Source organism: Modestobacter sp. VKM Ac-2984 (assembly GCF_026967985.1).
Lineage (GTDB): Bacteria > Actinomycetota > Actinomycetes > Mycobacteriales > Geodermatophilaceae > Modestobacter.
Genome location: NZ_JAPVBJ010000005.1, coordinates 269,438 through 296,399, shown reverse-complemented (window position 1 = coordinate 296,399; position 26,962 = coordinate 269,438). Strand labels below are relative to the sequence as shown.

The window sequence follows — 26,962 nt, the reverse complement described above, 5'->3', positions numbered from 1 at the left end:
CAGTCTGCCTCGTGCGGCGCGTGTCAGCGAGGAGGTGGCCCGTACCGGTTCGGGTGCGGCTGGGTCCCGAGGAACCCGCAGGTGATCAACAGGATCAACCAGCCGATGCCCGGGAGCAGGCTCCACAGCAGCCACCAGGCGGAGTGGTCGCGGTCGTGCAACCGGGTGACGGTGGCCGCGACGTTCGGCACGGCGAGCACCAGGGCGACGAGCGCGGTCACCGGCCCGCCCTCCTCGGGGAAGAACCAGAGGACGTCCACGTCGACGACGCCCTCCCGGTCCTCGAACCGCGGGTAGCTGTCCGGGAACCACTGCGCGTCCACGACCGAGGCCATCAGCCCGAACAGACCGATGAGCAGCACGTAGCGGACCCACCAGTCGCTGCGCCGGATCCGCCCGGTGGGCACGTACCAGCCGAGCAGACCGCCGCGGCCGTCGTTCCCGCTCATCCCCCGACGGTCTCCCGGCAGCCGGTGTGCAACGACCGCTGCGCGGCCTCCAGCACCCGGACGACGTCCCGCCCGAAGGTGACGTCGCACGGGTGCACCCCGCCGGTCAGCGCAGCCGCCTGCAGCTCGTCGACGGCGACCGCATGGGCCTCGACCGCGGTGCCGGACTCGGGCAGCAGCACCAGCCGGCCGGCGTCCCCGTGCACCCAGATGTCGATGCCGATGGCCAGCTCTCCCACGGTCGCCGAGACGGTCACCGTGCTCGCGCGGCCCTCGGGGTGGGTGAGCACCAGGTGCACGGTGTCGCCCAGCCCGGCGCCGGCCTGGACTGCGGTCACCGGTCCGAGCGCGGGGACGAGCAGGGAGAGCGCGTGCGGTCCGAGGTCCCACAGCGCGCCGTGCTCCAGGCGCCACGGGGTCTCGAACGGCGATCCGGCCAGCCGGCCCAGCCAGGTGACCGCCCCACCGGCCAGGGTGGTGCGGGACGCCTGCTCGAGCCAGGTGGAGGTCGCCGTCCGGAAGCGGTTGGTGAAGAAGACCACCGAGGCGACCCCGGCCGCCTCGACCGCGGCGACCACCCGGTCGGCCGCGGCGACCGACAGCGCGACCGGTTTCTCCAGCAGCAGGTGCTTGCCTGCGGCGGCCGCCCGCTCGACGAGCGGCGCCTGCACGTCCGGGGGCAGCGCGAAGCTGACCGCGTCCACGTCGGCGAGCAGGGCGTCGACGTCGTCGGTCCCCGGGACGTCGAACTGCGCCCCGACCGCCTTCGCCTTGGCCAGGTCCCGACCCCACACGCCGACCAACTCGGCGTCCGGGTGCCCGGCCAGGGAGGTGGCGTGCACCTCACTCGCCCAGAAGCCGGTGCCGAGCACCCCGAACCGCATGCCCTAGACCGCGCCGAACTGGCGGTCGCCCGCATCCCCGAGGCCGGGGACGATGTAGGCGTCCTCGTTGAGCCGCTCGTCGATGCTGGCGGTGAAGACGCGCAGCGGCAGGCCGCTCTCCTCCAGCCGCTTGATCCCCTCCGGGGCGGCCAGCGCGCAGAGCACGGTGATCTCGGTGCAGCCGCGGGCGGTGAGCAGGGAGCAGCAGTGCACCAGCGACCCGCCGGTGGCCAGCATCGGGTCGAGCACGAACACCTGGCGGCCGACCAGCGACTCGGGCAGCGAGGCCATGTAGGCCTCGGGCTGGAAGGTGACCTCGTTGCGGGCCAGCCCGACGAAGCCCATCTGCGACTCCGGCAGCATCCCGTGCGCGGTGTCGGCCATGCCGAGCCCGGCCCGCAGCACCGGCACGATCAGCGGCGGCGCGGCCAGCCGGTAGCCGGTGGTGTCGGTGACCGGGGTGGTGATCGGCTCCTCGGCGACCGCGAGGTCGCGGCTGGCCTCGTAGACCAGGATCTGGGTGAGCTCCCGCAGCGCGGCCCGGAAGGCGGCGTTGTCGGTGCGCTCGTCGCGCATCCGCGACAGTCGGGCGCGGGCGATCGGGTGGTCGACGACGGTCAGCTGCACGGCGCACACCGTATCGGCCCCCGACTGCAGGTCAGGAGCGGAGCCGGGCGGCGGCCTCCCCGGCTCCCGGCCCGGTGACCCCAGAGGCCGAGACCGACCGGCCGGTGGCCAGCAGCAGGAGGTCTCCGGCGGTGCCGCGCACCTCCGGTCCCGCACCCTCCGCCCAGGCGGTGTCGGTGGCCACCAGGCGAACCCCGCCGAACCGCCGGGACGGGCGGCCGTAGAAGACGTTGGACCACACGTGCTGCAGCGCCGGGACGGCGAGCTCCGGTGGTGTCGGCAGCCGGCGGCGGAGCGGGCGGGCGACGTCCTGGCTGTGCACGAGGACGTCGACCAGCGGGTCCCAGGGGCTGGACACCCCGACCCGGCGGTCGAGGGCGGCCGTCTCGCGCAGCTGGGCGGTGAGCGTGGCCGGCGGGTGTGCGGCGGCGCGTTCCCGGGCGGCGCGGGCCTCGGCCCGGTCGAAGTCGCCTCGGGCCCGCAGGATGCGCAGCGCCATGCCGACGGTGGACTGCCGAGTGGAGAGGGCGAGGTGGGCCAGCACGTCGTGCACCGTCCAGCCAGCGCAGAGCGAGGGCGCCTCCCACTCGTCGTGGTGCAGGGTGTCGAGCAGGTCGGCGAGGGCGTGCCGCTGCGCGGCGACCTCGGGGAGCATGGCGACGCGGGGTTCGGGCACGGATGCCTCGCAGGGGACGGTGGACATCGGTCGTGTCGAGGACTCCAGCGCCACGGCGAAGTCATCGCCGTGCCCACGGACCGGGACGAGGAGCGCATGAAGCGAGCAGTCCGTCTCCTGACCCTGGCCGACGTCGGCGATCGAGCGGGAGACCGGATCTCGGTCTCGGCGCAGCACGAGCTGGAGCTCGCTGACGGGAGTCGGGTGCTGCTGCTGGACGACCGGGGCTGGGGCTCGTCGGGCAGTTGGGACACGTGCTCGGTGGCAGAGGTGGTCGACACGTCGCGCGCCGTCGTCGGACCGGACGAGCCCTTCGGTGACCGGTCGCCCGAGGACATGGCCGCCGACCACTGGGGCACGCTGGCCAACACCGCACGGGCCCAAGGGGTCGCCGTCGATGCGATCGAGCTCAGCCGGCTGCCGCACGACGTGGTGCTCAGCCCGCGACTGCGGGCGCGCTTGTGCACCCACCCTGAAGCCACCTCGGAGTGACGCTGGCGAGCGCTACGACGGCGCCCGCCCGCCCTCACCAGACCGGGCCCGGTCACAGCCGTGGGCCGATGAGGATCTCGGTGTCGTCGGGGCGGTAGGTGCGCCATCGACCGCCGGGATCTCGCTGGACCCGGAAGCCGTGGTGGACCTTGGTGTGGTGCCGCTCGCACAGGAGCGCTGAGTTCTGCAGCGAGGTCTCTCCGCCGTGCAGCCAGTGGATCAGGTGGTGCACGTCGCACCACCAGCTCGGGGCGCCACAGCCGGCGAACACGCAGCTCTTGTCGCGGCTTTCGACGGCCTTGCGCAGCCCGGGGGTGACCACCCGGTGATCTCTACCGAGATCGAGCGGGGTCCCGTCGGGGCCCATCACGATGCGGGAGATGCTGCCGTCGCAGGCCAGGTAGCGGGCCCGCGCCGCGGAGATCGTGGCTCCGAAGCCCATCTCCGCAGCACCGGCGCCGGTGGCCGGGTCGACCAGGTCGTCCAGGTCGATCCCCACCACCACGTGCGGCTTCACCGTGCGCAGGATCGGCAGGTTCCCCGAAGCCAGTTGGTTGTCACACAGCTGCACGAAGGCATCGGCGTTCTGCTGCGCCCGGGTGCGGTCATCGCCCTTCGGGCGGTCGGCCTGCACGATCGACTCGATCGCCGCCTGCGCCTTCTCCCCACCGACGGCATCCAGTTCGAACCGGCCGGTGACGCTGCCGTCGGCGTGCGTGACCATCGTGAACCGACGCCCCTCGGTGGGATCGGGCTCGGTCCCGTCGGGATCAAGTGCGTCCTCGAACGCCTGCACCGCCGTGGCCAGCGACTGGTGCGGCGAGTCGACCGCCACCTGGGTCCAGACCTGGTCGAAGGCCGCGAGGTCGATGCCCTGCTCCTCGGCCCGGGCCACCTCACCGGCCCCGATCTTCTCGGCGACCACGTTCACCTGCGCCGCGGTGACCACGCCCTCGGCGAACCCGGCCGCCAGCACCGGGAAGTGCTCCAGCACCCGCCCCGACCGCACGATCCGAGACGCCTCCGTCTGCGACAACCGCGCATGCCCGATGAGCCACGACCGCATGCTCTTGAGCCCGTCGCGCTCGGCGGCCTGCGTGGTCTCCGCCCGGCGCACGGTGCGGGTCAACTCCGCCGCAACCCGGTTGCCGAGCTGCACCAGCATCGCCGTCCGGTCCAGCACCTGCGCATCCGACAGCAGGTGCAGATCATCGGCCGCCAGGACGTCCAGAGCCGACTGGAGCTCGCTCACGGACACCTCCCGACGTGTTCGAACGTGTGTACGAATACTACCGCCGACGAGGCGCCCCCACAACGCGAATCAGCAGGTCAAGTGCCTGTCCACAGATCGCCGCACTCTCTTGACACGCCACCCGGAAGAGAGTTGGAGGGAGTCCCCGGCTGCGGACTGTGTCCACTGGCCCGATGCCGCCGTGGAGAATGCGGCGCATGACCCACGTGCTGGACCCGAACGCGCTGGCCGACACCAGCAGCGGAACGGGCACCCTGCCCGACCCGTTCGCCGACGTCACTCGCTCGAACGACGCCTTCCGCGCGTTCCTGCACGGCCTGCCCGGCGTCGACCAGGTCGGGGCCGAGGCCCGGGCGAAGGTGCTGGGCACCCGGTCGATCAAGACGACCGCCAAGGCGTGGGCGATCGACACGGCGATCTCGATGGTCGACCTGACCACGCTGGAGGGCTCGGACACCCCGGGCAAGGTCCGCGCACTGGCCGCCAAGGCCCGCCGTCCCGACCCGACCGACCCGAGCTGCCCGGCCGTCGCCGCGGTCTGCGTCTACGGCGACCTGGCCGGCGTCGCCAAGGAGGCGCTGGCCGGCACCGGCATCAACGTCGCCGCCGTCGCCACCGCCTTCCCCAGCGGCCGGGCCAGCCGGGAGGTCAAGCTCGCCGACGTCCGGGACGCCGTCGCAGGAGGCGCCGACGAGATCGACATGGTCATCGACCGCGGCGCGTTCCTCACCGGCCGCTACCTCGACGTCTTCGAGGAGATCGTCGCGGTCAAGGAGGCCTGCGGGCCGGCGCACCTCAAGGTGATCCTGGAGACCGGTGAGCTGGTCACCCTCGACGCCGTCCGCCGCGCCTCCTGGCTGGCGATGCTGGCCGGCGGCGACTTCATCAAGACCTCCACCGGCAAGGTCTCCCCCGCCGCCACCCTGCCGGTCTGCCTGGTGATGCTGGAGGCCGTCCGCGACTTCCGCGCCGCCACCGGCCGCCAGGTCGGGGTCAAGCCCGCCGGCGGCATCCGGACGACGAAGGACGCCGTCAAGCACCTGGTGCTGATCAACGAGACCGTCGGCTCGGACTGGCTGTCCCCCGACTGGTTCCGCTTCGGCGCCTCCAGCCTGCTCAACGACCTGCTCCTGCAGCGCCAGAAGCTCCGCACCGGCCACTACTCCGGCCCCGACCACGTGAGCGTGGACTGATGACCAGCCTGTTCGAGTACGCGCCCGCACCCGAGTCCCGGTCGATCGTCGACATCCGGCCCAGCTACGGGCTGTTCATCGACGGGGAGTTCGTCGACGGCACCGGCACGCCCCTGAAGACGGTCAACCCGGCCACCGAGGAGGTGCTCAGCGAGGTCGCCACCGCCCACGAGGACGACGTCGACCGCGCCGTGCGGGCCGCCCGCCGGGCGTTCGTCAAGACCTGGGGCCCGATGCGCCCGGCCGACCGCGGCAAGTACCTCTTCCGCATCGCCCGGCTGCTGCAGGAGCGGGCCCGGGAGTTCGCCGTCCTGGAGACCCTGGACAACGGCAAGCCGATCCGGGAGTCCCGGGACGTCGACGTCCCGCTGGCCGCGGCGCACTTCTTCTACCACGCCGGCTGGGCCGACAAGCTGGAGCACGCGGGCCTCGGCCCGGCGCCGCGCCCGCTGGGTGTGGCCGGTCAGGTCATCCCGTGGAACTTCCCGCTGCTGATGCTGGCGTGGAAGGTCGCCCCGGCGTTGGCCACCGGCAACACCGTCGTCCTCAAGCCGGCCGAGACCACCCCGCTGACCGCGCTGCTGTTCGCCGAGATCTGCCAGCAGGCCGACCTGCCGCCGGGCGTGGTGAACATCGTGACCGGCGCCGGGGAGACCGGCCGCGCGGTGATCAGCCACCCCGACGTCGACAAGGTCGCGTTCACCGGCTCCACCGAGGTGGGCCGCTCCATCGCCCGCGCGGTCGCCGGCACCGAGAAGCGGCTCACCCTGGAGCTGGGCGGCAAGGCGGCGAACATCGTCTTCGACGACGCCCCGATCGACCAGGCCGTCGAGGGCATCGTCCGCGGCATCTTCTTCAACCAGGGCCACGTGTGCTGCGCCGGTTCCCGGCTGCTGGTGCAGGAGTCGGTGCACGACGACGTCGTCGCTTCGCTGCAGCGGCGGATCGGCACGCTGCGGGTCGGTGACCCGATGGACAAGAACACCGACCTGGGCGCGATCAACTCGGCCGAGCAGCTGGCCCGCATCCGTGAGCTGACCGCCTTCGGCGAGACCGAGGGCGCGACCTGCTGGCAGCCCGACGGCGACCTGCCCGACCGCGGCTTCTGGTTCAAGCCGACCGTCTTCACCGACGTCTCCCCCGCCCACCGGATCGCCCGCGACGAGGTGTTCGGCCCGGTGCTCTCGGTGATGACCTTCCGCACCCCCGACGAGGCGGTCGCGAAGGCGAACAACACCACCTACGGGCTCTCGGCCGGCATCTGGTCGGAGAAGGGCTCCCGGATCCTGAAGGTCACCGACCAGCTGCGCGCCGGCGTGGTGTGGGCCAACACCTTCAACGAGTTCGACCCGACCTCGCCGTTCGGCGGCTACAAGCAGTCCGGCTACGGCCGCGAGGGCGGCCGGCAGGGCCTCGCCGCCTACCTGAGGAGCGACTCCTGATGTCCGACCGGCTCACCGTGCGCAAGACCTACAAGCTCTACCTGGGCGGGGCGTTCCCCCGGTCGGAGTCCGGCCGCACCTACGAGGTGCACGACGCCAAGGGGCACTTCCTGGCCAACGCCGCCTGGGCCTCCCGCAAGGACGGTCGGGACGCCGTGGTCGCCGCCCGCAGCGCCTTCGGGAAGTGGTCGGGTGCCACCGCCTACAACCGCGGCCAGGTGCTCTACCGGGTCGCCGAGGTGATGGAGGGCCGCGCCGCCCAGTTCACCGAGGAGGTCGCCGCCGGCGAGGGGCTCTCCGCGGCCAAGGCGCGGGCCGCGGTGGACGCCGCGATCGACCGGTGGGTCTGGTACGCCGGCTGGACCGACAAGCTCGCCGCCGTGCTGGGCAGCACCAACCCGGTCGCCGGGCCGTACTTCGGCTTCTCCGTCCCCGAGCCCACCGGCGTCGTCGCCGTCCTCGCCCCGCAGCGCAGCTCGCTGCTCGGCCTGGTCAGCGTGCTCGCCCCGGTCCTGGCCGCCGGCAACACCGCCGTCGTGGTCAGCTCCAAGGAGCGCCCGCTGCCCGCGATCACGCTCGGCGAGGTGCTCGCCACCTCCGACGTCCCGGGCGGCGTGGTCAACCTGCTCACCGGAGACGCTGCGGAGATCGGCCCCTGGCTGGCCGAGCACGCCGACGTCGACGCGATCGACCTGGCCGGCGCCCCCGCACCGCTGGCGATGGAGCTCGAGCGCTCCGCCGCCGGGACGATCAAGCGGGTGCTGCGCGCTCCCGCCGAGGAGCCGGACTGGACCGCGGACCCGGGGCTCTCCCGGCTGCGGCCGTTCCTGGAGACCAAGTCCGTCTGGCACCCGATCGGCGTCTGAGAGGACCCCGCTGCCCCCCGCCACTCGCGAGCTCGCGGCGGGACCCTGCAGCGCGGCCGAGGGCTCGATCCCACGTCGCGAACGCACAGGTGCACCGGGCAGGATGGACGGGTGCCCAGGCCCAGCATCGTCCCCATCGCCCTGACCCTCGACGACCGCACGGGCTACACGCTCTGGGCGCCGCCGTGGGAAGAGGACGGCGAGGAGTGGCAGGCATTCCTCGGCAGCACGATCGACGTGCCGGCCGACATCAACGACGACGACCCCGAGGCCCCCGGCCCCACCGCCGTCGTCCACCTGTTCCCCTCGCCGGCCGCGCTCGCCGCGTTCTGCCGGGTGAGCACCGACCACGACCTGGCCGACCACCCGGTCTGGCCCACGGTGTCGACGCTGGGCGCCGCGGAGCTCACCCCCGACGAGGACCACCGCTACGACCTCGACGGCGTCTACGACATCGTCGCGGAGAACCCCGACCGCTGGGCCGTCGAGGAGCTGGCCGCCGACGTCGACATCGTCGGTCGGCTCGCCGAGTGCTGCGACACCACCGGCGACGAGGACGACGAGGACCTGGACGACGACGAGACCAGCTTCGAGGCCGTCGCCGAGCTGGTCTCCCGCCCCGAGATCGCCGCCCTCGGCCTGGGCGTCGGGGCGTTCCTCGGCCGGAGCGGCGAGGAGAGCTGGGCGCGGCTGGGCACCGCCGTCGACGAACTGTGGGAGGACGTCCTCGAGGAGCTCGACGACCACCTGGACTGGACCGGCGCCGGCACCGTCGCGGCGGACGACTACCCCTCCGCCGCCGAGGAGGCCGAGGCCCGCGCCGCCGAGCCCGGTGACGAGGACGACGACGAGGACGACGACGTCGCCCCGGCCGCCCGCCCCGCCGCCGGCTCCACCGCGGCCAGCCCCACCCAGGCGTCCACCGCCGGCATCCGGACCATCCGCAGTGGCAGCGGGCTGACCGCGACCCCGGCGGCCGTCGCCGCCGCCCAGGAGTTCTGGGAGGCGGTCGGCATCCTGCCCGTGGAGCTGGTCGTGCCGGAGGGCGCAGGGATCACCCTGCGCTGCTACGTCGACGACCGCGCGCGCTTCCTGGGTCGCGACGGAAAGGTCTTCGTCTTCCCGACCCCGGTCGAGCTGGCCCGGTTCTGCGCGGGCGACGAGGAGCACGACCTCACCGAGATCGCCTCGTGGCCCGAGGTGGCCGACACCGACACCATGCCGCTGCCGGCCGACGAGGACCGGTACGACCTGGCGGCGCTGGCCGAGGTGCTCCGCGAGGTGGCCGGGGGCGCCGGCGGGCTGGCGACCCACCAGGCCCTGGCGCAGCCGGCCGAGGGCGCCCTCGACCTCGCCGAGTACGCCGGCCTGGCGCGCGTGCAGGAGCTGCTCGCCGCCGGTGCACCGCTGGGCCGGGCCGTGGCCCGCAGCGAGGCCGAGCCGACCGCCCCGCTGTCCGCGGAGGACGCGTCGGCGCTGGGGACGGCGTGGGGCGACGTCCTCACCGACGTCGGCACCGCGCTGGTCTTCCGCAACGACTGAGCAGACCACGACGAGACGGCAACGGCCGGCCCCCGCGATGCGGGAGCCGGCCGTTGCCGTTCGGGCCCCGTCAGCTACGACGGGGCCCCTGCTCAGAAGGAGCGGGCCGGGCGGGCGCCGGGGCGCTGCCCGTCGCTGGAGCCGCGGTAGCCACCGGCGCGCCGCTCGCCGCCACCGGAACGATCCCGATCGCCGTAGGAGCGCTCGCCCGAGGGGCGGTCACCGTACGAGCGGTCGCGGTCGCCGGAGGGACGGCCAGCTGCGCTGCGATCCCGATCGCCGTAGGAGCGCTCGCCCGAGGGGCGGTCTCCGTACGTGCGCTCGCGGTCGCCGGAGGGACGGCGCGGGCCACCGCGGTAGCCACCCGGACGCTCCCCGGTGGGACGACGCCCACCGGAACCACCGGCCGGACGGCGCGACTCGCGCACCGGACGGACGATCGGCTCGACGAACGTGCCACCGGCCACGAGGTCCGTGATCGGGGCGTCGCCCGGACGGATCCGCGACACCTGCGGGTCGAGCTTGGCCTGGCGGAAGCGGCGCTTGGCCTGGCCCACCTGGTCGGGGAGGAGCAGCGAGACCACGACACCCGCGGCACCGGCGCGCGCGGTGCGGCCGGAACGGTGCAGGTAGGTCTTGTGGTCTGCCGGCGGGTCGTAGTGCAGGACCAGCGACACGTCGTCGACGTGGATGCCACGCGCGGCGACGTCGGTGGCCACCAGCACCGGGCTGCGGGCGTCGGTGAACGCCTCCAGCGCACGGCGGCGGGCCGCCTGCGGGAGCCCACCGTGGATGGGCTCGGCCGCGATGCCGACCTGCTGCAGGTTGCCGGCCAGCCGGTCGGCACCGTGCTGCGTCCGCACGAAGATGATGATCCGGCCCGGACGGGCGGCCATCGCCTCGGCGATCTTCAGCTTGTCCGGGAAGGACACGCTGTAGGCCAGGTGCTCGGCCTGCGGGCCGCTGTCCTCCGCCTTGGCGACCTCGTGGCGGGCCGGGTCCTTGAGGTAGCGGCGCACCAGGGTGTCGACCTCGCCGTCCAGCGTGGCCGAGAAGAGCAGCCGCTGGCCGTCGGGCCGGGTCTGGTCGAGCAGCTCCTTGACCACCGGCAGGAAGCCGAGGTCGGACATGAAGTCGGCCTCGTCGATGACGGAGACGATCACCTCGGCGAGGGTGGCCTCGCCCTGGTTGATCAGGTCCTGGAGCCGCCCGGGGGTGGCGATCAGCACGTCGACACCGCGACGCAGCTGCTGGATCTGGCGGTACATCGAGGCACCGCCGTAGACGGCGGCCAGCTGGACGCCGTTGGACTGCCCGAGCGGGGCCAGGTTGTCGTGCACCTGCTGGGCCAGCTCGCGGGTCGGCACCAGGATCAGGCCACGCGGCGCGCGGCGACCCTGACCGGGCTCGGCACCGAGCCGGGCGAGCAGCGGCAGGCCGAAGGCCAGCGTCTTGCCCGAGCCGGTGGCGGCCTTGCCGAGCACGTCGCGCCCGGCGAGGGCGTCCGGCAGGGCGGAGGTCTGGATGGCGAAGGGGTGACGAATGCCCTTGCGCTCGAGCGCGGTGACCAGCGGCTGGGGCAGGCCCAGCTGGGCGAAGGTCGGGCCGGTGGGCTCGGGCGCCGCCTCGGCCGCGGGGGCCTCGGTGGCGGGCGCGTCGAGGACGGCGGCGTCAGCCGGGGCGTCCTGCAGAGCGGGGGTGTTCTGAACGTCGACAGAGTCGAACGAGGACAAGCGGGGACTCCGATACAGATCGGCGCGCGTCCCGTGGTGATGGTGGTCGCCGGATGCCCGGCGTCCACGCTGGTGATCGGGGGCGTCTGCTATGACGCGTGATCTGCACGGATGCGCTGTGCCCGGGCAGGACCGCCCGGGAGGATGACCGGCATTCACCGGCACGTCCAGGTTAGCAGCGACCGCGCCCAGAAGATTCCCGAGCGTGGGTGATCCTGCTCGCGCGAGTCAGGAGCGGAGCGCCTCGAAGCCCGGGCGGAGCACCTCGGTGAACACCCGGGCCCGCACCGCGTCGTCGGCGAACCCACCGCGCAGCGCCCGCTCGGCCACCGCCTGCACGTCGTCCCAGCCCCAGCCGAAGGTGTCCACGACCGCGGCCAGCTCGCTGGTGGCCGACACCCCGCTCATCAACCGGTTGTCGGTGTTGAGGGTCACCGTGAAGCCGGCCCGGTGCAGCCGGTCGACCGGGTGGTCGGCCAGCGTCGGGTAGGCGCCGGTCTGCACGTTGGACGACGGGGCGACCTCCAGCGGCACCTGCTCCTCGCGCACCCGCTCGGCCAGCGCGCCGAGCGGGCCGTCGGCCGGCACCTCGTCGGCGATCCGCACCCCGTGGCCGAGCCGCTCGGCGCCGGCGCCGTCCAGCGCCGCTCGGATGGAATCGATGCCCGCCGCCTCGCCCGCGTGCACGGTGCGGTGGACACCGGCCCGGTCCAGCAGTTCGATCGCCGCGGGGATGCGGTCCGGCGGGAAGCCGTCCTCCGGTCCGGCCAGGTCGAAGCCGACCACCCCGGCGTCCCGGTGCCGCACGACCTGCTCGGCGACCTCGACCCAGCGGTCGGCCTGGCGCATCGCGCACAGCAGCGTGCCGACGACGATCGGGTGCCCGGCGGCCGCGGCCTCCCGGCTGCCCTGGGCGTAGCCGTCGAGCATCGCCTCGACCGCGTCGTCCAGCGACATCCCACCGGCGGTCAGCAGCTCCGGCGCCATCCGCACCTCGGCGTAGACGACCCCGTCGGCGGCCAGGTCCAGCGCGCACTCGCGGGCCACCCGCTGCACTGCCTCCGGGCGCTGCATGACCGCCACCGTGTGCGCGAACGTCAGCAGGTAGCGCTCCAGCGAACCGGAGTCGGCGGACTCGCGGAACCAGCGGCCCAGCGCCTCCGGCTCGTCGGCGGGCAGCTCGCGGTAGCCGACCTCCTCGGCCAGCTCCAGCACCGTCTGCGGCCGCAGCCCGCCGTCCAGGTGGTCGTGCAGCAGCACCTTCGGCGCGCGGGCGAGGGTCTCGGCGTTCAGGGGTGCGGCGGGCATCCCCGCACGCTACCGAGGCGTCCCCGGACCCCAGGTCCGGGACGGGTCACCGGTCGACGCGGTCCTGCCAGCGGAAGGTGCGCACGCAGAGCACCAGGCCGACGACGCACCAGATGCCCAGCACCAGGGCGACCCGGCCGAGCTCCCAGCTGCCGGCCGGCTCCTGGGCGGCCAGCGCGTCGGGGAGGAACACCGAGCGCAGCCCCTGGGCCATCCACTTCAGCGGGAAGACCGCAGCGACCGTCTGCAGCCAGGTGGGCACCTCGCTGAACTGGAAGAACACCCCGGAGATGAACTGCAGGACCAGCGCCACCGGGGTGACCGTCGCCGAGGCGGAGCGCCCGTTGCGGGCCAGGCTGGAGACGGCGATCCCCAGCAGCGTGGAGGCCGCCGAGCCCAGCGCGGCGACCCAGGCGAAGGTCAGCCACTCCGTACCCGACGGCAGGTCGACGCCGTAGAAGACGACGCCGATGACCAGCAGGATCACCACGATCGCCACGGTGACGACCAGGACCTGGACGACCTTCCCGACGAAGTAGGCGCTCTTGGGCATCGGCGTGCCCGCCAGGCCCTTGAGGGTGCCGTCGCTGCGCTCGGTCGCGATGCCGATGGCCATGTTCTGCAGGCTGGCGCCGAGGATGCCCGCGGCGATCACCCCGGCCATGAAGTACTGGGTGAAGCTCACCCCGGAGCCCAGCTCGTAGTCCAGCACCGCGCCGAACACCAGCAGCAGGATCACCGGGAACATCAGCGTGAAGACGACCGACTCCCGCTGACGGAAGAACTCCTTGAGCTCCACCCCGGCCCGGGTCCGGCAGACACTGCCGATCGACGGCAGCGAGCGTTCCTCGATCATCGTCATGCGGGGTCGCCGATCATGCGCAGGTAGACGTCCTCGAGCGTGGGTCGGGCGACCGCCAGGTCGGGCACCTCACCGGGGAAGCGGGTGGCCAGCTCCGCGACGAAGGCCGTCGGGGCGGCGGTCTCCGCGGTGCGCCGGACGCCGTCCTCGGTCCAGCTGACGACGGCCGGGGCCTGCCCGCGCCCGCCCAGCGCCGACGGGACGGCCACCTCGACCAACCGGCCCCGGGTGATGACACCCACCCGGTCGGCCAGCTCCTCGGCCTCGTCGAGGTAGTGCGTGGTCAGCAGCATCGTGGTGCCCAGGTCGCGCAGCGAGCGGATCAGCGACCAGAACTGCCGGCGGGCCTCCGGGTCGAAGCCGGTGGTGGGCTCGTCGAGGAAGAGCAGCCGCGGCCGGCCGACGATGCCCAGCGCGACGTCGAGCCGGCGACGCTGGCCCCCGGAGAGGGTGCGCCCGCGGGAGCCGGCCTTCTCGGTGAGCCCGACCAGCTCCAGCACCTCGGCCGGGTCGCGCGGTTCGGGGTAGTAGGCGGCCTGGGCGCGCAGCAGCTCCAGGCAGGTCAACTGGCTGTCCCCGGCGCCGGACTGCAGCACGATGCCGAGCTCGGCCTTCCAGCGCCGCCCGCCGTCGGCCGGGTCCACGCCCAGCACCCGGACCTCGCCGCCGTCCCGCGCGCGGTAGCCCTCCAGCACCTCGACGGTGGTGGTCTTCCCCGCACCGTTGGGCCCGAGCAGGGCGAAGATCTCCCCGCGCTGGATGTCCAGGTCGACGCCGTCGACGGCGTTGCGGTCGCCGTAGCGCTTCACCAGGCCGCGGATGCTGATCGCGGCCTCGGGATCGAGCGGGCTGGCCGGCTGGACCGCTCCGGGCGCGGGTGCGGCGGGCGTTCGGGTCACGAACGGTCAGTGTCCTCTCCCCGGCTGTGCACCCCGCGCCACCCCTCCCCCGACGATCATGGAGCCGGCGGGACGACTCGCCGATCCCCGGCGGCGAGTCCCCACGCCGGCTCCATGATCACGACTGCAGCGGTGGGCTCAGGCGGTGATGCGGTCGAGCAGCAGGGGCAGCGGCTCGTCGTCGGTGTCGACGCCGATCGCCCCCTCCAGCGCCTCCAGGGCGCGCGGGATGCGGGCGGCGTCGTCGGTCTGCAGCTCCAGCAGCGGCTGCCCGGCGGTCACCTGCTCCCCCACCCCGGCGGTCCAGACGACGCCGGCCGCGGCCGACACCGGGTCCTCCTTGCGGGCCCGGCCGGCACCCAGCCGCCACGCCGCCACGCCGAGCGCGTAGGCGTCCAGCCGGGTCAGCGTGCCGGTCGCCGGGGCGGTCACCACGTGCCGCTCGGCCGGCTGCGGCAGCGGGGCGTCGGGGTCACCGCCCTGCGCGGCGATCATCCGGCGCCAGACGTCCATCGCCCGGCCGTCGGCCAGGGCGTCGGCGGGGTCGACGTCGTCCCGACCCACCCCGGCGAGCATCTCCCGCGCCAGGGCGAGGGTCAGCTCGACGACGTCGGCCGGGCCACCGCCGGCCAGCACCTCGACCGACTCGGCCACCTCGACGGCGTTGCCGGCGGCCCGGCCCAGCGGCCGGTCCATCGCCGTCACCAGCGCCACGGTGCGCACGCCGGCCGCCTCGCCCAGGCCGACCATCGTGCGGGCCAAGGTGCGGGCGTCGGCCGGGTCGCGCATGAACGCACCCGACCCGGTCTTCACGTCCAGCACCAGGGCGTCGGCGCCCTCGGCGATCTTCTTGCTCATGATCGAGCTGGCGATCAGCGGGATCGACTCGACGGTGCCGGTCACGTCCCGGAGGGAGTAGAGCACCTTGTCCGCCGGTGCGAGGTCCGAACCCGCGGCGCAGATGACCGCGCCGACGTCCCGGAGCTGCGCCAGGTAGGCCTCCTCACCGACGTCGGCCCGCCACCCGGGGATCGACTCGAGCTTGTCCAGGGTGCCGCCGGTGTGTCCGAGGCCGCGGCCGGACAGCTGCGGCACGGCGACCCCGCAGGCGGCGACCAACGGGGCCAGCGGCAGGGTGATCTTGTCGCCGACGCCGCCGGTGGAGTGCTTGTCCGCGGTCGGTCGGCCCAGCGAGGAGAGGTCCTTGCGGACGCCGGAGTCGATCATCGCCTGCGTCCAGGCGGCCAGCTCGTCGGCGGACATGCCCCGGAAGAAGACGGCCATGAGCAGCGCGCTCATCTGCTCGTCGGGCACCACCCGGTCGGTGTAGGCCCCGATCACCCAGCGGATCTGCTCGGAGCTCAGCGGCCGGCCGTCCCGCTTGGCCCGGATGACGTCGATCGCGTCGAAGGGCTGGGTCATCGGGACGCCTCCACCCCGTCGCCGGCGGTGCGCGCGGCCGCCGCCACCAGGTCCTCGGGACCGAAGGCGTCCGGCAGCACCTCACGCATCGGCACGATCCCCAGCGACACCGTCTCGATGAGCATCTCGGCTCCCCCGTGCTCCCAGAGCAGCTGCCGGCAGCGGCCGCAGGGCATCAGCGGCTGCCCGTCGCCGCCCACGCAGGCCACCGCGACCAGCCGGCCACCGCCGGAGCGGGCCAGGTCGCTGACCATGCCGCACTCGGCGCACAGGCCGAGACCGTAGGAGGCGTTCTCCACGTTGCACCCGGTGACCACCCGGCCGTCGTCGACCAGGCCGGCCACCCCCACCGGGAACTGCGAGTAGGGGGCGTACGCGTGCGCCATCGCCTCCCGGGCGGACGTCCGCAGGGCGTCCCAGTCGATCTCCGGCGACGTCACGGGGTCGCTCCCATCAGTGCTCTCCTCGTCGGTAGACCAGCCCGTCGGCCTTCGGTGGCCGCAGCCGTTGCGAGGCCAGCGACAGGACCAGCAGCGTGGTCAGGTGCGGGGTGAAGGAGACGATGCCGTCGGGCAGCTCGTCGATGGTCAGGAACGCGGCCAGCGTGGCGGCTGCGAAGGCGGCCGCGATGACCGCCTGGGTCCACTTCCCGCGGACCGCCTGCCACACGGTGACCGCGGCGAGCAGGAACGCCACCAGCAGCAGCAACGCCACCACCGCGGTCTGGCTGCGCAGTTGCAACGCGTCGGCGAAGCCGAACAGGCCCGCACCGGCGGCCAGGCCGCCCGGGCGCCAGTTGCCGAAGATCAGCGCGGCCAGGCCGATGAAGCCACGGCCGTTGGTCTGCCCCTCGCGGTAGATGTTGGCGATGAAGACCAGGAAGACCCCGCCCAGGCCGGCCAGCATGCCGGAGATGATCACCGCGATGTACTTGAGCCGGTAGACCGGGACGCCGAGGGAGTCCGCGGCCGCCGGGTTCTCCCCGCAGGAGCGCAGCCGCAGGCCGAACGCGGTCCGCCAGAGCAGCAGGTAGGCCGCCGGGACCATCAGCACGGCCAGCACGGTGAGCACGCCGACGCCACTGCTCACCCCGCGGAGCAGCCCGGCGAGGTCGCTGATCAGGAACCAGCGCTGGGACTCCAGGTCACCGAGCAGGTCGGGGCCGGAGGAGAGCACCGGCAGCGAGAAGCTCGGCGGGCGGCTGGACAGCGACGGCGACTGGGTGACCCCACCCCCGGCGGGGTTGTCGGTGTAGAGGAGCTCGGAGAGGAAGCGGACGACGCCGGCGGCCAGGATGTTGATCGCCACGCCGGAGACGACGTGGTCGACGCCGAAGGTGACGGTGGCGACGGCGTGCAGCAGGCCGCCGAGCGCACCGCAGATCGCGCCCCCGACCAGCGCGCCGACCCAGCCCCACTGGTAGCCGGCCCAGCCGGCTCCCCAGGTGCCCAGGATCATCATGCCCTCGAGGCCGATGTTCACCACGCCCGCACGCTCGGCGAACAAGCCGCCGAGGGCGACCAGCAGGAGCGGGACGGCGAGCAGCAGTGCCGCACCGAAGGTGGACGACGACGTCAGCGCCTGCTGACCGGAGATCACCCGCACGGCGGAGAACAGCACCAGCAGCCCGACCAGCAGCCAGGTCACCCGGCGCGCCCGGCCACCACCGAGGAACAACTCGGTCACCGGGCCACGGCCGGCACCGGAGGTGGGTACGGCGGTTGCGGTGCTCATGCCCCTGCTCCCTGACGACTGTCGGTGCGGCCGGGTTCACCGTTCGCGTTGCGGACCCCGACGCCGGTGCCGGTGCCGGTCGTGGGACCGACGTCCGGTGGCGGCCCGTCGCCGGGCCCCTGCTCGCCGCCGGTGCTGCCGTCACCGGTGGTGGGCGGCGCGACGGCGCTGCCGCGCTCGGCCTGCTGCCGGGTCACCCGGCGGGCGATCTCGTTGGCGATGACGACGGCGAGCACGATCGTGCCCTGGATGATCGTGACGACCGAGGCCGGGATGTCGGCGAACTGCAGGGGGATCGCGGCCCGGTCGAGGAAGGCGAACAGCAGCGCGCCGAACGCGATCCCCAGCGGGGAGTTCCGGCCCAGCAGGGCCACGGCGATGCCCAGGAAGCCCAGGCCCGCGGTGAACTCGGTGTTGTAGCTGCGTGCCTCGCCGAGCAGGTCGGGCATGCCGATCAGGCCGGCGATGGCGCCGGAGATGAGCATCGCCTTGAGCACCATCCGGCGGGCGTCCACCCCGCTCGCGGTGGCCGCGGACGGCGACATCCCGGTGGCCCGCAGGTCGAAGCCGAACCGGGTGCGCTTGACCAGCACGGCCACGGCGATGCCGACCACCACGGCCACGACCAGGAAGCCGTAGAGCTCCGAGCGCGGTTCCGCCAGGCCCAGCCCGGTGAGCACGCCGTTCAGACCGGGGAACCAACCGGACTCGGGGATCGGGCTGGTGGTGATGATCGAGGCGCCCTCGGGCGAGCCCCGCAGCGGCCCGGTGAGCAGGTAGGACGCCAACCCCAGGGCGATGAAGTTCAGCATGATCGAGCTGATCACCTCGCTCACGCCCCGGGTCACCTTCAGCACGGCGACGATGCCGGCCCAGAAGGCCCCGACGACCATCGCGACGACGACGATGAGCAGCAGGTGCAGCGGCCCGGGCAGGGCCACCGCCGCGCCGGCGCCGGCGGCGAGCACCGTGGCGATCCGGTACTGGCCCTCGACGCCGATGTTGAACAGGCCCATCCGGAAGGCCACCGAGACCGCCAGCCCGGCGAGGAAGAGCGGCACCGCACGGTTGAGCACCACCACGATCGCCTGGGTCTGCTGGGCGGGCGAGTCGCCGAAGTCGAACATGACCCGGACCGCGGTGGCCGGGTTCTGGCCGATCAGCGCGATGACGGCCGCGGACAGGGCGAGCGCCACCACCACGGCGATGGCCGGGGCCATGAGCGACAGGCCCAGCCGGCGGAGGCCGGTCACGCCGCACCCGCCGAGTCGTCGCCGCGCACGGCGCCGGTCATGTGCCCACCGAGCTCCTCCGGGGTGACCCGTCTCGGGTCCAGCGTCGCGACCAGTGCGCCGCGGAGCATGACGTGCAGCGTGTCGGACAGGCTGATCAGCTCGTCCAGGTCGGCCGAGACCAGCAGGATCCCCATCCCCTCCGCGCGGGCGTCCTTGAGCAGCTCCCAGATGCCGGCCTGGGCGCCGACGTCGACACCGCGGGTCGGGTGGGCGGCGACGAGCAGCCGCGGGTGCGCGCTCATCTCCCGCCCGACGATGAGCTTCTGCTGGTTGCCCCCGGAGAGCGCCACCGCCGCGGTGTCCGGCCCTGGTGCCCGGACGTCGTACTCCCGCATGATCCGGGCGGTGTCCGCCCGGGCTGCCCGCCGGTCGATGAAGAACCCCTTGACCGCCGGCGGCCGGGTCTGGTGTCCGAGGATCCGGTTCTCCCACAGCGGCGCGTCCAGCAGCATCCCCTGCCGGTGCCGGTCCTCCGGGACGAAGCCGATGCCGCCCTCGCGGCGTCGGCGGGTGCTCCACTGCGCGATGTCCTCGTCGCCGAGCCGGAGCTCACCGGCAGCCAGCGGCCGCAGGCCCATGATCGCGTCGACCAGCTCGGCCTGGCCGTTGCCCTCGACGCCGGCGATGCCGACGACCTCCCCCTCGCGCACGGTGAGGGTCACGTCGTCGACGACCGACCGGCCGCCGGCGACGGCGGCGGTGACGGTCACCCCGCGCATCCGGAGGACCGGGGCCTCGCGCACCGTGGACTCCCGCGTCGCCGCGACGGGCAGCTCCGCGCCGACCATCATCTCCGCCAGCTCCTTGGCGCTCGTCGTCCGCGGGTCGGCGGTGCCGACGGTGGTGCCTCGGCGGATGACGGTGATCGAGTCGGCGACCTTGCGCACCTCGTCGAGCTTGTGCGAGATGAAGATGACGGTGAGGCCCTCGCGCTTGAGCTCGGCGAGGTTGCCGAACAGCTCGTCGACCTCCTGCGGGACCAGGACGGCGGTCGGCTCGTCGAGGATCAGCGTGGTGGCGCCCCGGTAGAGGACCTTCGCGATCTCCACGCGCTGCCGGTCGCCGACGCCGAGGTCCTCGACCAGGCTGTCGGGGTCCAGGCCCAGCGCGTAGTTGTCCGAGATCTCCTGGATCCGGCTGCGGGCCGCGCCGCGGTCCAGCCGGCCGCCCTTGGTCGGCTCGCTGCCGAGGACGACGTTCTCCAGGACGGTGAAGTTGTCGGCCAGCATGAAGTGCTGGTGGACCATCCCGATGCCGGCGGCGATGGCGTCCGCCGGGCTCCGGAAGGTCGCCGGCTTCCCGTCGAGCAGGATCTGGCCCTCGTCCGGGCGGTGCATGCCGTACAGGGTCTTCATCAGCGTGGACTTGCCCGCGCCGTTCTCCCCCACGATGGCGTGCACCTCACCGCGCCGGACACGCAGCTCGATGTCCTTGTTGGCCACGACGCCGGGGAAGCGCTTGGTGATGCCGCGCAGCTCGACCGCCAGTGGTGCCGACTCGTTCAACGGGATCTCCATGGTGGGCGCTGGACCGGGGCTGGTGACCGGAGGTCTTCCGGTCGTGAGCGCGTCGGACGACGTCCGGTCCGACGCGGAGACGGTACACACGGAAAACGGCGGGCCCGGGAGCGTGTACCGCTCCCGGGCCCGCCGCGTCCGTGCTGCTCAGGACGAGCGCGTCACGGGACCGTCGGGACCTCGATCTCGCCGTCGATGATCTGCTGCCGGTACTCGTCGATCTGGGTCTGGATGTCGTCGATCTGCCCACCGGAGGTGGACAGGCCCACGCCGTCGGTCGACAGGTCGTTGATGATGTCCTGCCCGCCCTCGACAGCGCCCTCGGAGTAGTCGGTGATGAACGACTCCACCGCGTTGTCGACCCGCTTCAGCATCGACGTCATGATCACCGCCTGCAGCGCCGGGTCACCGACCGTCTCGTACTGGTCGGAGTCGACGCCGATCGCGCGGCCACCGGAGTCGGCAGCGGCCTCGAAGACGCCCTGGCCGGAGCCGCCGGCGGCGTGGTAGACGATGTCGGCGCCGGCGTCGAACATGCCCTGGGCGACGATCTGGCCGCGGGCCGGGTCGCCGAAGCCGGAGAAGTCACCGGCCGGGGAGATGTACTGGGTGTCGATGGTGATGTCCGGGTTCACCGCGCGGGCGCCCGCCACGTAGCCGGCCTCGAACTTCTGGATCAGCGGGTTCTCCACGCCGCCGACGAAGCCGATGTGGTCGGTCTCCGACTTCAGCGCCGCAGCCGCACCGGCGAGGAAGGACCCCTCCTCCTCGGCGAAGAGCAGGCCGGTCAGGTTCTCGGCGCCCATCTCGGCCACCGACGAGTCGACGACCGCGAAGGTGGTCTCGGGGTACTCGGCAGCGATGTCGCCGATGATCTCGCCGTAGGCGAAGCCCACCCCGATCACCGGGTCGTAGCCCTGCTCGGCGAGCTGGGTGAGCAGCTCGGCGCGGTCGGAACCGTCGTCGTTGGGCGAGAGCTCCTGGACCTCGCCGCCCATCTCCTCGATGGCGGCCTCGACACCGGCGTAGGCCGAGTCGTTGAACGACTTGTCGCCGCGACCGCCGGTGTCGTAGGCGAGCCCGACCATCAGCTCCTCGCCGGCGGCGCTGCCGCCGTCACCGGCACCGGCGTCGGCGTCGGTCTCGTCACTGGCGCAGGCCGCCAGGGCCATGCTGCCGGCCAGCAGCAGAGCTGCGGCCTTCATCCCACGCACTCGGCGCAAGACGGTCTCCTCTCTCAGAGGGCTCCGCCGACCAAGCGGTCGACCGGGCCCCGGTGCGGTGTGTTCCAGGCTGCTCCGCCGTCCGGCTCACACGTGCCGGCTCACAAGTACGAGCTCACACCCACGAGGCGGTTCCGACGGCGACGTGCGCACGCTAACCGCGGCTCGGGCGCCGGGGACCCCCAGGCGAACGGATAGAGACCCGATCGTTGCCAATGGGCAACACCCGGCACACACGAGGGGCCCCGAGAGACCTCCGGCACACCGTGGACCCGGCGCGGTTCCATCGGGCAGGTCACCGCGGGTTAGCGTCGGGCATGCGCCGACCCCTGCCGTTGCGCCGGCCGACCGCCGTGCTGCTCGTGGCCGGGCTGTGGGTGATCGGGCTCCTGCTGGCCCCCGCCGGCCCGGCCCTGGCCGAGAGCTCCCGGCCCACCGTCGACCCGGCGGCCCCCACCCCGACCAGTCCGCACCCGAACGGGCCACCCCAGGGCAGCGCCCCCGACGGCAGCACCGTGGGCGGTGACCGGCTGGACACCCGCGGCCAGGTGACCGCACCCGGTGCGCCTCCGCTCCCCGAGGGCATCGACGCCCGCGGCTGGCTGGTCGCCGACGCCGGAACCGGTGCGGTGCTGGGGGCCCGGGACCCGCACGGCCGCTACTACCCGGCCAGCACGCTCAAGGCGCTGACGCTGCTCACCCTCGTGCCGGTCCTGGACCCTGCGCTGGTCGTCGAGGGCACTGTCGACGACGAGGCGATCGAGGGCAGCCGGGTGGGTCTGGTGCGCGGCGGCCAGTACCCGGTCGACCTGCTCTTCCGCGCCCTGGTCATGCAGTCGGGCAACGACGTGGCCAACGCCCTCGCCCGGGCCGCGGGCGGGGTGGGGTCGACCCTCGCCGCGATGAACGAGACCGCCGCCCAGCTGGGCGCGTACGACACCGTGGCGGGCACGCCCTCCGGGCTCGACGTGGCCGGGCAGTCGTCCTCGCCCTACGACCTCGCGTTGATCCTGCGCCAGCTGGTCACCGACCCCTACAGCCTGGACGTGCTGCAGACCCGCACCGCGCAGATGCCGACCGTCGCGGGCTACGAGGGCTACCAGATCCAGAACCAGAACGCCCTGCTGAGCGACTACCCGGGCACCCTCGGCGGCAAGACGGGGTTCACTGACGCGGCCCGGCACACCTTCGTCGTGGCCGCCGAGCGCGACGGCCGGCGCCTGGTGGTCAGCGTCATGCAGGCCGAGCGCCGCCCGGTGCACGAGCTGGAGCAGGCCAGGCGACTGCTCGACTGGGGCTTCGCCGTACCCGCCGGCGCCGAGGGCGTCGGCCGGCTGGTCGAGCCGGGCGAGGTCGCCGCTGCGATGGAGGCCGCAGAGGTCGCCGAGCAGATGGCCGAGGAGAAGACGGCGTCGATGGCCGCCGGGGCCACGACCGTGGCCGAGCCGGCCGGCACGGCCGCCGTGGCAGCTCCCGGCTCCGCGACGAGCACCTCCCCGCTCGTGCCCGCCGGGCTGGCCGCCGGCGCGCTGGTGATCGTGGCGGCCACGGTCATCGGCCGCCGTCGGGCGGTGCTCCGGGACGCCCGGACCGAGGCCGCCCCCGGTCCCCGCGGCGGGTGAGGAGCCGGGGCAGCAGCCGGCTGCCGGCCGCACCGGCGAGCGCCCCGACCGCGAGCAGGCCGAGGGCGAGCCGACCCGCGGCCGGGCTCGCGGCCCGTTCGTCGACCCGTGCGACCTCCGGCAGCGGCGTCGGCCCGGCCGGGCCGTGCGGCGCGAGGGTGTGTGCGTGCTCGATCGCGGGGAGCGTCGCCGTCCAGCACGCGGTGAAGAAGGCGAACCGGCACACCACGTTGATCCAGACGATCAGGCCGACCAGGCCGCCGAACGTCGAGGCGGTCACGTTGCCGCCGATGACCGCCAGGTAGAGCCCACCGACCAGCTTCAGCGCCTCGAATCCCACGGCGCCGAAGACGGCGCCGGGCAGCACCTGCCGGTAGCCGAAGGGGGTGCCCGGCACGCCCTTGAGCAACCACAGGAACAGCAGGGTGGCCCCGGCCACCGCCAGCAGGATCGGCAGTGCCCGGCTGACCAGGAAGAAGCCGGGCACCTCGTCGACCTCGGTCAGCCCGAGCACCTGGTCGGCGACGGTGGCCGCGCCGGCGGTGAGCGCGATGCTCAGGGCACCTGCGACGCCGAGCCCGAACAGCGAGACGAGGTCCCGCACCCGGTCGGCCAGGAGCTCCGGGGGGTCGGCCCGGCCCCGCCAGACGATGTCCATGCCGATGCGCAGCTTGTCCATCGCCGCCAGCCCGATGAAGACCACGCCGAGCAGGCCCAGCAGGCCGAACGTGGTGGCGCTCTCGACGGCCGTGGTGACGGTCTGCGCCAGGCTGTCCCCGGTCTCCCCCGGCACGGCGTCCCGGAGGGCGCCCAGGAGCTCGTCCTGCAGCAGCGGGTCGCCGCGCAGGACGAAGCCGGCGACCGCGACGAGCAGCAGGGTCACCGGCGCCAGCGCGAGGAAGACGTAGTAGGTGACCCCGGAGGCCATCAGGGTGGCGTGCACCCGGATGTAGCGCCCACCGGCACGGGCCAGGTGGTCCAGCCAGGAGCGCCGGGCCCGCTGGCGGCGCAGGAACCCGCCCGCCGCCCCGACCGCACGGGTGACGGGATTGGTCATCGTGGCCAGTCTGGACGCACCTCGGCGGCCCCGCGCAGCAGCGGCCCGACGCGGACGCGGGTCAGTGCTGCGGGCCGGTGAGCGGGTACTCGCGGGAGACGGCCCACGCCCCGCTGGGCAGCTGCTCGAACTCGGTGAAGCTGTCGACCCAGAACTCCGCGTGCACCTCGGCCAGGCCGGCGTAGGCCAGGTCCAGCATGTCGGTCGGCACGTCGTGGGCCACGGTGACGTGCGGGTGGTACGGGAAGCTCAACGGCCGGGCCAGCGGCCCGGTCCGGACGTCGGTCGCGATCAGCTCGCAGTCACCGATGCCCTGCGCGACCGCCACGAAGACCACCTCCGAGATCGGGCGGAAGGTGCCCGTGCCGGACAGGTGCATGTCGAACGGTGGGTGCTGCGCCGCCACCCGGGCGAGGTGCTCGGTGATCGCCGGCCGCGAGCCGATCGGCACCTCGGTGGGCGGCAGCAGCGTGACGTGCGGGGGCACGAGGGTGGCCTGGGGGTCACCGCACTTGCCCCGCCACTCGACCAGCAGTTGCGCCCACGGCTCGGGGACCGACACCACGACGCCGAGGACGACGGTGTCCGGCGACGTCCCGGCGTCGAGCCGGTGCACGAAGGTGTCGTCGGCCCGGAGCGGCCGGTCCTTCACGTCGGTGCCCCGACGGCGGGGAGGAAGCCGACCCGCTCGTAGACCGTGGCCAGCGTCGGGGCCGCCACCTCGCGAGCCCGGGCCGCCCCGGCGGCGAGCACGCGCTCGAGCTCGGCGGGGTCGGCCAGCAGCTCGGCGGTGCGCTGCTGGACGGGGGCCAGGGCGTCGGTCACGACCTCGGCGACCTCCTTCTTCAGGTCGCCGTAGCCGCGGCCGGCGAAGTGCTCCCCCAGCTGCGCCACGCTCTGCCCGGACAGCGCCGAGTGGATGGCCAGCAGGTTCGTCACCCCGGGCTTCCCCACCGGGTCGGCCACGACCTCGCGGCCGGTGTCGGTGACCGCCGAGCGGATCCGCTTCGCCGTCACCTTCGGGTCGTCCAGGAGGTTGATGCAGCCGGCCGGCGGGAGGCTCTTGCTCATCTTCTTGTCCGGGGACTGGAGGTCCAGCACCTTCGCCGCCCCTGGCGGCACGTAGGCCTCGGGGAGGGCGAAGGTGTCGCCGTACCGGCCGTTGAACCGGGTAGCCAGGTCGCGGGTCAGCTCCAGGTGCTGGCGCTGGTCCTCACCCACCGGCACCCGGGCAGCCTGGTACAGCAGGATGTCGGCGGCCTGGAGCACCGGGTAGGTGAAGAGCCCCACCGACGTCGTCCCGGCCCCCTCGCGGGAGCTCTTGTCCTTGAACTGGGTCATCCGGCTGGCCTCACCGAAGCCGGTCAGGCACTGGAGCACCCAGGCCAGCTGCGCGTGCTCGGGCACGTGGCTCTGCACGAACAGCGCACTGCGGTCCGGGTCGACCCCGAGCGCGAGCAGCTGCGCCGCGGAGGCCAGCGTGCGCGCGCGCAGCAGTGCCGGGTCGGGCTGCTCCGCGGTGATCGCGTGCAGGTCGACGACGCAGTAGAAGGCCTCGTGGTCGTCCTGCAGCGCGACCCACTGCCGCAGTGCCCCCAGGAAGTTGCCGAGGTGGAAGGAGTCCGCCGTCGGCTGGATGCCGGACAGCACGCGGGGAGCAGGCACGTCCTCCATCGAACCACGCGCCCCAGCAGGGCCCGCTCAGGCTCCGGCAGCACCCGCCGGTGCGCTGGTCAGGACGTCGTCCAGCGCGCCGAGGAAGACGTCGTCCTCCTCGGGGGTGCCGACGGTGACCCGGATCCCCTCACCGGCGAACGGCCGGGTGATCACCGCACGCGCCTCGAGCGCAGCGGCGACCTCGGCGGCACGCTCCCCCAGCGGCAGCCACACGAAGTTTGCCTGGCTGTCGGCCACCGACAGCCCGCGCTCGCGCAGCGCCCCGGTGAGCCGGGCGCGTTCGGTGGTGACGGCGGCACAGCGCTCGCGCACCTCGGCCTCACTGGCCAGCGCCGCGACCGCCGCGGCCTGGGCGAGGGAGGAGACGCTGAACGGCACCTGGGTACGACGGACGGCGTCGGCCACGGCCGGGTCCTCGGCGAGCAGGTAGCCCACCCGCAGGCCGGCCAGGCCCCAGGCCTTGGAGAACGTCCGCAGCACGGCGACGTTGGGCCGACCCCGCATCAGCTCGACCCCGTCGGGGACGTCGGGGTCGGTGACGAACTCGCGGTAGGCCTCGTCCAGCACGACCAGCGTCTGCGCCGGGACGGCGTCCAGGAAGCGCTCCAGCTCCGGCCGCCGCACCGCCGTCCCGGTCGGGTTGTTCGGGTTGCAGACGAAGACCAGCCGGGTCGTGTCGTCGATCGCCGCGGCCAGCCCGTCCAGGTCGTGGGTGTCCGCGGCCCCGCCGGGGGTCCCCGGGACCAGCGGCACCTGCTGGGCCCGGGCCCCGGCGACCTGGGCGAGCAGCGGGTACATCTCGAAGGAGCGCCAGGCGAACGCGATGCTCGAGCCCGGTTCGTTGTAGGCCTGGGCCAGCTGCTGGCAGACGGTGACCGCACCGCAGCCGGTGGCCACCTGCGCCGGCTCGACGCCGTAGCGCTCGGCCAGGGCCCGGGTGAGGACGACGGCGCCGTTGTCGGGGTACCGGTTCGTCTCCCCCGCGGTCGCGGCGATCGCCTGGACGACGGCCGGCAGCGGCGGGAAGGCGACCTCGTTGCTGGCCAGCTTCACGGCACGGTCGACACCGATCTCGCGGGCCAGGTCGGCGGGGTTGCGGCCGGGTCGGTAGACCGGCATGGCGGCCACGGCAGGGCGGGCGCTGACCACGGACTCCTCCTCCTCGGTCGTTGCCGGAGCTGCTCCGGGCG

The 26,962-nt window shown here is 73.6% G+C and carries 25 protein-coding genes; 6 read left to right on the top strand and 19 right to left on the bottom strand.

The genetic code is table 11. The features are described 5' to 3' along the window. Positions 1-23: 23 nt before the first annotated feature. The 4 genes from O2W16_RS13155 to O2W16_RS13140 are packed head-to-tail and all read right to left on the bottom strand — an operon-like array spanning position 24 to position 2,636. Positions 24-449 carry a DUF805 domain-containing protein gene (locus tag O2W16_RS13155; RefSeq protein ID WP_269159254.1) on the bottom strand — a complete coding sequence of 142 codons (426 nt, stop codon included), beginning with the start codon at positions 447-449 and terminating at the stop codon, positions 24-26. Continuing rightward, positions 446-1,333, bottom strand: coding sequence for a Gfo/Idh/MocA family protein (locus O2W16_RS13150; RefSeq protein ID WP_269159253.1), 888 nt, complete (start codon positions 1,331-1,333; stop codon positions 446-448). Before O2W16_RS13150 ends, O2W16_RS13155 begins: the two co-directional genes overlap by 4 nt. A 3-nt stretch (positions 1,334-1,336) precedes the next feature. Then, entirely contained in the window at positions 1,337-1,960 is a 624-nt protein-coding gene (gene upp / locus O2W16_RS13145; protein WP_269159252.1) for a uracil phosphoribosyltransferase, read from the bottom strand. A gap of 31 nt (positions 1,961-1,991) precedes the next feature. After that, on the bottom strand, positions 1,992-2,636 hold the full coding sequence (locus O2W16_RS13140; protein ID WP_269159251.1) for a maleylpyruvate isomerase family mycothiol-dependent enzyme: 645 nt from the start codon (positions 2,634-2,636) through the stop codon (positions 1,992-1,994). Between the two features lie 96 nt (positions 2,637-2,732). On the opposite strand from O2W16_RS13140, the gene O2W16_RS13135 reads away from it, so the two are divergent. Next, the gene (locus O2W16_RS13135; RefSeq protein ID WP_269159250.1) at positions 2,733-3,128 is read left to right on the top strand and encodes a hypothetical protein; all 396 of its coding nucleotides are present in this window, start codon (positions 2,733-2,735) and stop codon (positions 3,126-3,128) included. A gap of 52 nt (positions 3,129-3,180) precedes the next feature. Here the strand turns inward: O2W16_RS13135 and O2W16_RS13130 are convergent, their stop codons facing one another. Beyond that, positions 3,181-4,380, bottom strand: a complete 1,200-nt coding sequence (locus O2W16_RS13130) for an HNH endonuclease signature motif containing protein (protein WP_269159249.1) — start codon at positions 4,378-4,380, stop codon at positions 3,181-3,183. A 197-nt stretch (positions 4,381-4,577) separates the two neighbouring features. On the opposite strand from O2W16_RS13130, the gene deoC reads away from it, so the two are divergent. The 4 genes from deoC (at position 4,578) to O2W16_RS13110 (ending at position 9,423) form a co-directional block, all read left to right on the top strand. Beyond that, positions 4,578-5,573 carry a deoxyribose-phosphate aldolase gene (gene deoC, locus O2W16_RS13125; RefSeq protein ID WP_269159248.1) on the top strand — a complete coding sequence of 332 codons (996 nt, stop codon included), beginning with the start codon at positions 4,578-4,580 and terminating at the stop codon, positions 5,571-5,573. Further along, positions 5,573-7,015 carry an aldehyde dehydrogenase family protein gene (locus tag O2W16_RS13120; RefSeq protein ID WP_269159247.1) on the top strand — a complete coding sequence of 481 codons (1,443 nt, stop codon included), beginning with the start codon at positions 5,573-5,575 and terminating at the stop codon, positions 7,013-7,015. The genes deoC and O2W16_RS13120 overlap by 1 nt, the downstream gene beginning before the upstream one ends. Beyond that, positions 7,015-7,881, top strand: a complete 867-nt coding sequence (locus O2W16_RS13115; RefSeq protein WP_269159246.1) for an aldehyde dehydrogenase family protein — start codon at positions 7,015-7,017, stop codon at positions 7,879-7,881. The genes O2W16_RS13120 and O2W16_RS13115 overlap by 1 nt, the downstream gene beginning before the upstream one ends. Positions 7,882-7,992: 111 nt before the next feature. After that, positions 7,993-9,423 carry a hypothetical protein gene (locus O2W16_RS13110; RefSeq protein ID WP_269159245.1) on the top strand — a complete coding sequence of 477 codons (1,431 nt, stop codon included), beginning with the start codon at positions 7,993-7,995 and terminating at the stop codon, positions 9,421-9,423. A 92-nt stretch (positions 9,424-9,515) separates the two neighbouring features. Here O2W16_RS13110 and O2W16_RS13105 read toward each other — a convergent pair whose 3' ends face one another. The 10 genes from O2W16_RS13105 to O2W16_RS13060 all read right to left on the bottom strand — a co-directional run bounded on the left by O2W16_RS13105 (position 9,516) and on the right by O2W16_RS13060 (position 21,407). Continuing rightward, on the bottom strand, positions 9,516-11,156 hold the full coding sequence (locus O2W16_RS13105) for a DEAD/DEAH box helicase (RefSeq protein ID WP_269159244.1): 1,641 nt from the start codon (positions 11,154-11,156) through the stop codon (positions 9,516-9,518). A 228-nt stretch (positions 11,157-11,384) separates the two neighbouring features. Beyond that, positions 11,385-12,464, bottom strand: coding sequence for an adenosine deaminase (locus tag O2W16_RS13100; protein ID WP_269159243.1), 1,080 nt, complete (start codon positions 12,462-12,464; stop codon positions 11,385-11,387). 46 nt (positions 12,465-12,510) lie between these two features. After that, the gene (locus tag O2W16_RS13095) at positions 12,511-13,326 is read right to left on the bottom strand and encodes an ABC transporter permease (RefSeq protein ID WP_269159242.1); all 816 of its coding nucleotides are present in this window, start codon (positions 13,324-13,326) and stop codon (positions 12,511-12,513) included. Beyond that, on the bottom strand, positions 13,323-14,225 hold the full coding sequence (locus O2W16_RS13090) for an ABC transporter ATP-binding protein (protein WP_269159241.1): 903 nt from the start codon (positions 14,223-14,225) through the stop codon (positions 13,323-13,325). Before O2W16_RS13090 ends, O2W16_RS13095 begins: the two co-directional genes overlap by 4 nt. A 138-nt stretch (positions 14,226-14,363) precedes the next feature. Continuing rightward, on the bottom strand, positions 14,364-15,647 hold the full coding sequence (locus O2W16_RS13085; protein WP_269159240.1) for a thymidine phosphorylase: 1,284 nt from the start codon (positions 15,645-15,647) through the stop codon (positions 14,364-14,366). After that, positions 15,644-16,087 (bottom strand): cytidine deaminase, encoded by a 444-nt coding sequence (locus tag O2W16_RS13080; protein WP_269159239.1) that lies wholly within the window; start codon positions 16,085-16,087, stop codon positions 15,644-15,646. The genes O2W16_RS13085 and O2W16_RS13080 overlap by 4 nt, the downstream gene beginning before the upstream one ends. 13 nt (positions 16,088-16,100) lie before the next feature. Then, positions 16,101-17,381, bottom strand: coding sequence for an ABC transporter permease (locus O2W16_RS13075; protein WP_269159238.1), 1,281 nt, complete (start codon positions 17,379-17,381; stop codon positions 16,101-16,103). After that, positions 17,378-18,634 (bottom strand): ABC transporter permease, encoded by a 1,257-nt coding sequence (locus O2W16_RS13070; RefSeq protein ID WP_269159237.1) that lies wholly within the window; start codon positions 18,632-18,634, stop codon positions 17,378-17,380. The genes O2W16_RS13075 and O2W16_RS13070 overlap by 4 nt, the downstream gene beginning before the upstream one ends. After that, positions 18,631-20,181: an ABC transporter ATP-binding protein gene (locus O2W16_RS13065; protein WP_269159236.1), complete on the bottom strand. Its 1,551-nt coding sequence runs from the start codon at positions 20,179-20,181 to the stop codon at positions 18,631-18,633. The genes O2W16_RS13070 and O2W16_RS13065 overlap by 4 nt, the downstream gene beginning before the upstream one ends. Before the next feature lie 173 nt (positions 20,182-20,354). Beyond that, positions 20,355-21,407 (bottom strand): BMP family lipoprotein, encoded by a 1,053-nt coding sequence (locus O2W16_RS13060; protein ID WP_269159292.1) that lies wholly within the window; start codon positions 21,405-21,407, stop codon positions 20,355-20,357. Between the two features lie 326 nt (positions 21,408-21,733). Between O2W16_RS13060 and O2W16_RS13055 the strand changes: the two genes are divergently transcribed. Then, complete coding sequence (locus O2W16_RS13055) at positions 21,734-23,038, top strand: D-alanyl-D-alanine carboxypeptidase family protein (RefSeq protein WP_269159235.1); 1,305 nt, start codon at positions 21,734-21,736, stop codon at positions 23,036-23,038. On the opposite strand, the gene O2W16_RS13050 is transcribed toward O2W16_RS13055, so the two are convergent. From O2W16_RS13050 to hisC, 4 genes are all read right to left on the bottom strand, one after another. Next, positions 22,968-24,095, bottom strand: coding sequence for a YihY/virulence factor BrkB family protein (locus O2W16_RS13050; protein WP_269159234.1), 1,128 nt, complete (start codon positions 24,093-24,095; stop codon positions 22,968-22,970). The genes O2W16_RS13055 and O2W16_RS13050 overlap by 71 nt on opposite strands. 61 nt (positions 24,096-24,156) lie before the next feature. Beyond that, on the bottom strand, positions 24,157-24,747 hold the full coding sequence (locus tag O2W16_RS13045) for a 2'-5' RNA ligase family protein (RefSeq protein WP_269159233.1): 591 nt from the start codon (positions 24,745-24,747) through the stop codon (positions 24,157-24,159). Next, entirely contained in the window at positions 24,744-25,769 is a 1,026-nt protein-coding gene (gene trpS, locus O2W16_RS13040; RefSeq protein WP_442928914.1) for a tryptophan--tRNA ligase, read from the bottom strand. Before trpS ends, O2W16_RS13045 begins: the two co-directional genes overlap by 4 nt. A gap of 27 nt (positions 25,770-25,796) precedes the next feature. After that, complete coding sequence (gene hisC / locus O2W16_RS13035) at positions 25,797-26,921, bottom strand: histidinol-phosphate transaminase (protein ID WP_269159231.1); 1,125 nt, start codon at positions 26,919-26,921, stop codon at positions 25,797-25,799. Between the last annotated feature and the right edge of the window lie 41 nt (positions 26,922-26,962).

Coding starts and splice junctions, on each gene's coding strand:
- deoC (WP_269159248.1), top strand. CDS start 4,578: ATGACCCACGTGCTGGACCCGAACGCGCTGGCCGACACCAGCAGCGGA.
- O2W16_RS13115 (WP_269159246.1), top strand. CDS start 7,015: ATGTCCGACCGGCTCACCGTGCGCAAGACCTACAAGCTCTACCTGGGC.
- O2W16_RS13050 (WP_269159234.1), bottom strand. CDS start 24,095: ATGACCAATCCCGTCACCCGTGCGGTCGGGGCGGCGGGCGGGTTCCTG.
- O2W16_RS13095 (WP_269159242.1), bottom strand. CDS start 13,326: ATGACGATGATCGAGGAACGCTCGCTGCCGTCGATCGGCAGTGTCTGC.
- O2W16_RS13155 (WP_269159254.1), bottom strand. CDS start 449: ATGAGCGGGAACGACGGCCGCGGCGGTCTGCTCGGCTGGTACGTGCCC.
- O2W16_RS13055 (WP_269159235.1), top strand. CDS start 21,734: ATGCGCCGACCCCTGCCGTTGCGCCGGCCGACCGCCGTGCTGCTCGTG.
- trpS (WP_442928914.1), bottom strand. CDS start 25,769: ATGGAGGACGTGCCTGCTCCCCGCGTGCTGTCCGGCATCCAGCCGACG.
- O2W16_RS13150 (WP_269159253.1), bottom strand. CDS start 1,333: ATGCGGTTCGGGGTGCTCGGCACCGGCTTCTGGGCGAGTGAGGTGCAC.
- O2W16_RS13135 (WP_269159250.1), top strand. CDS start 2,733: ATGAAGCGAGCAGTCCGTCTCCTGACCCTGGCCGACGTCGGCGATCGA.
- O2W16_RS13120 (WP_269159247.1), top strand. CDS start 5,573: ATGACCAGCCTGTTCGAGTACGCGCCCGCACCCGAGTCCCGGTCGATC.
- O2W16_RS13075 (WP_269159238.1), bottom strand. CDS start 17,381: ATGAGCACCGCAACCGCCGTACCCACCTCCGGTGCCGGCCGTGGCCCG.
- O2W16_RS13085 (WP_269159240.1), bottom strand. CDS start 15,647: ATGACCCAGCCCTTCGACGCGATCGACGTCATCCGGGCCAAGCGGGAC.
- O2W16_RS13100 (WP_269159243.1), bottom strand. CDS start 12,464: ATGCCCGCCGCACCCCTGAACGCCGAGACCCTCGCCCGCGCGCCGAAG.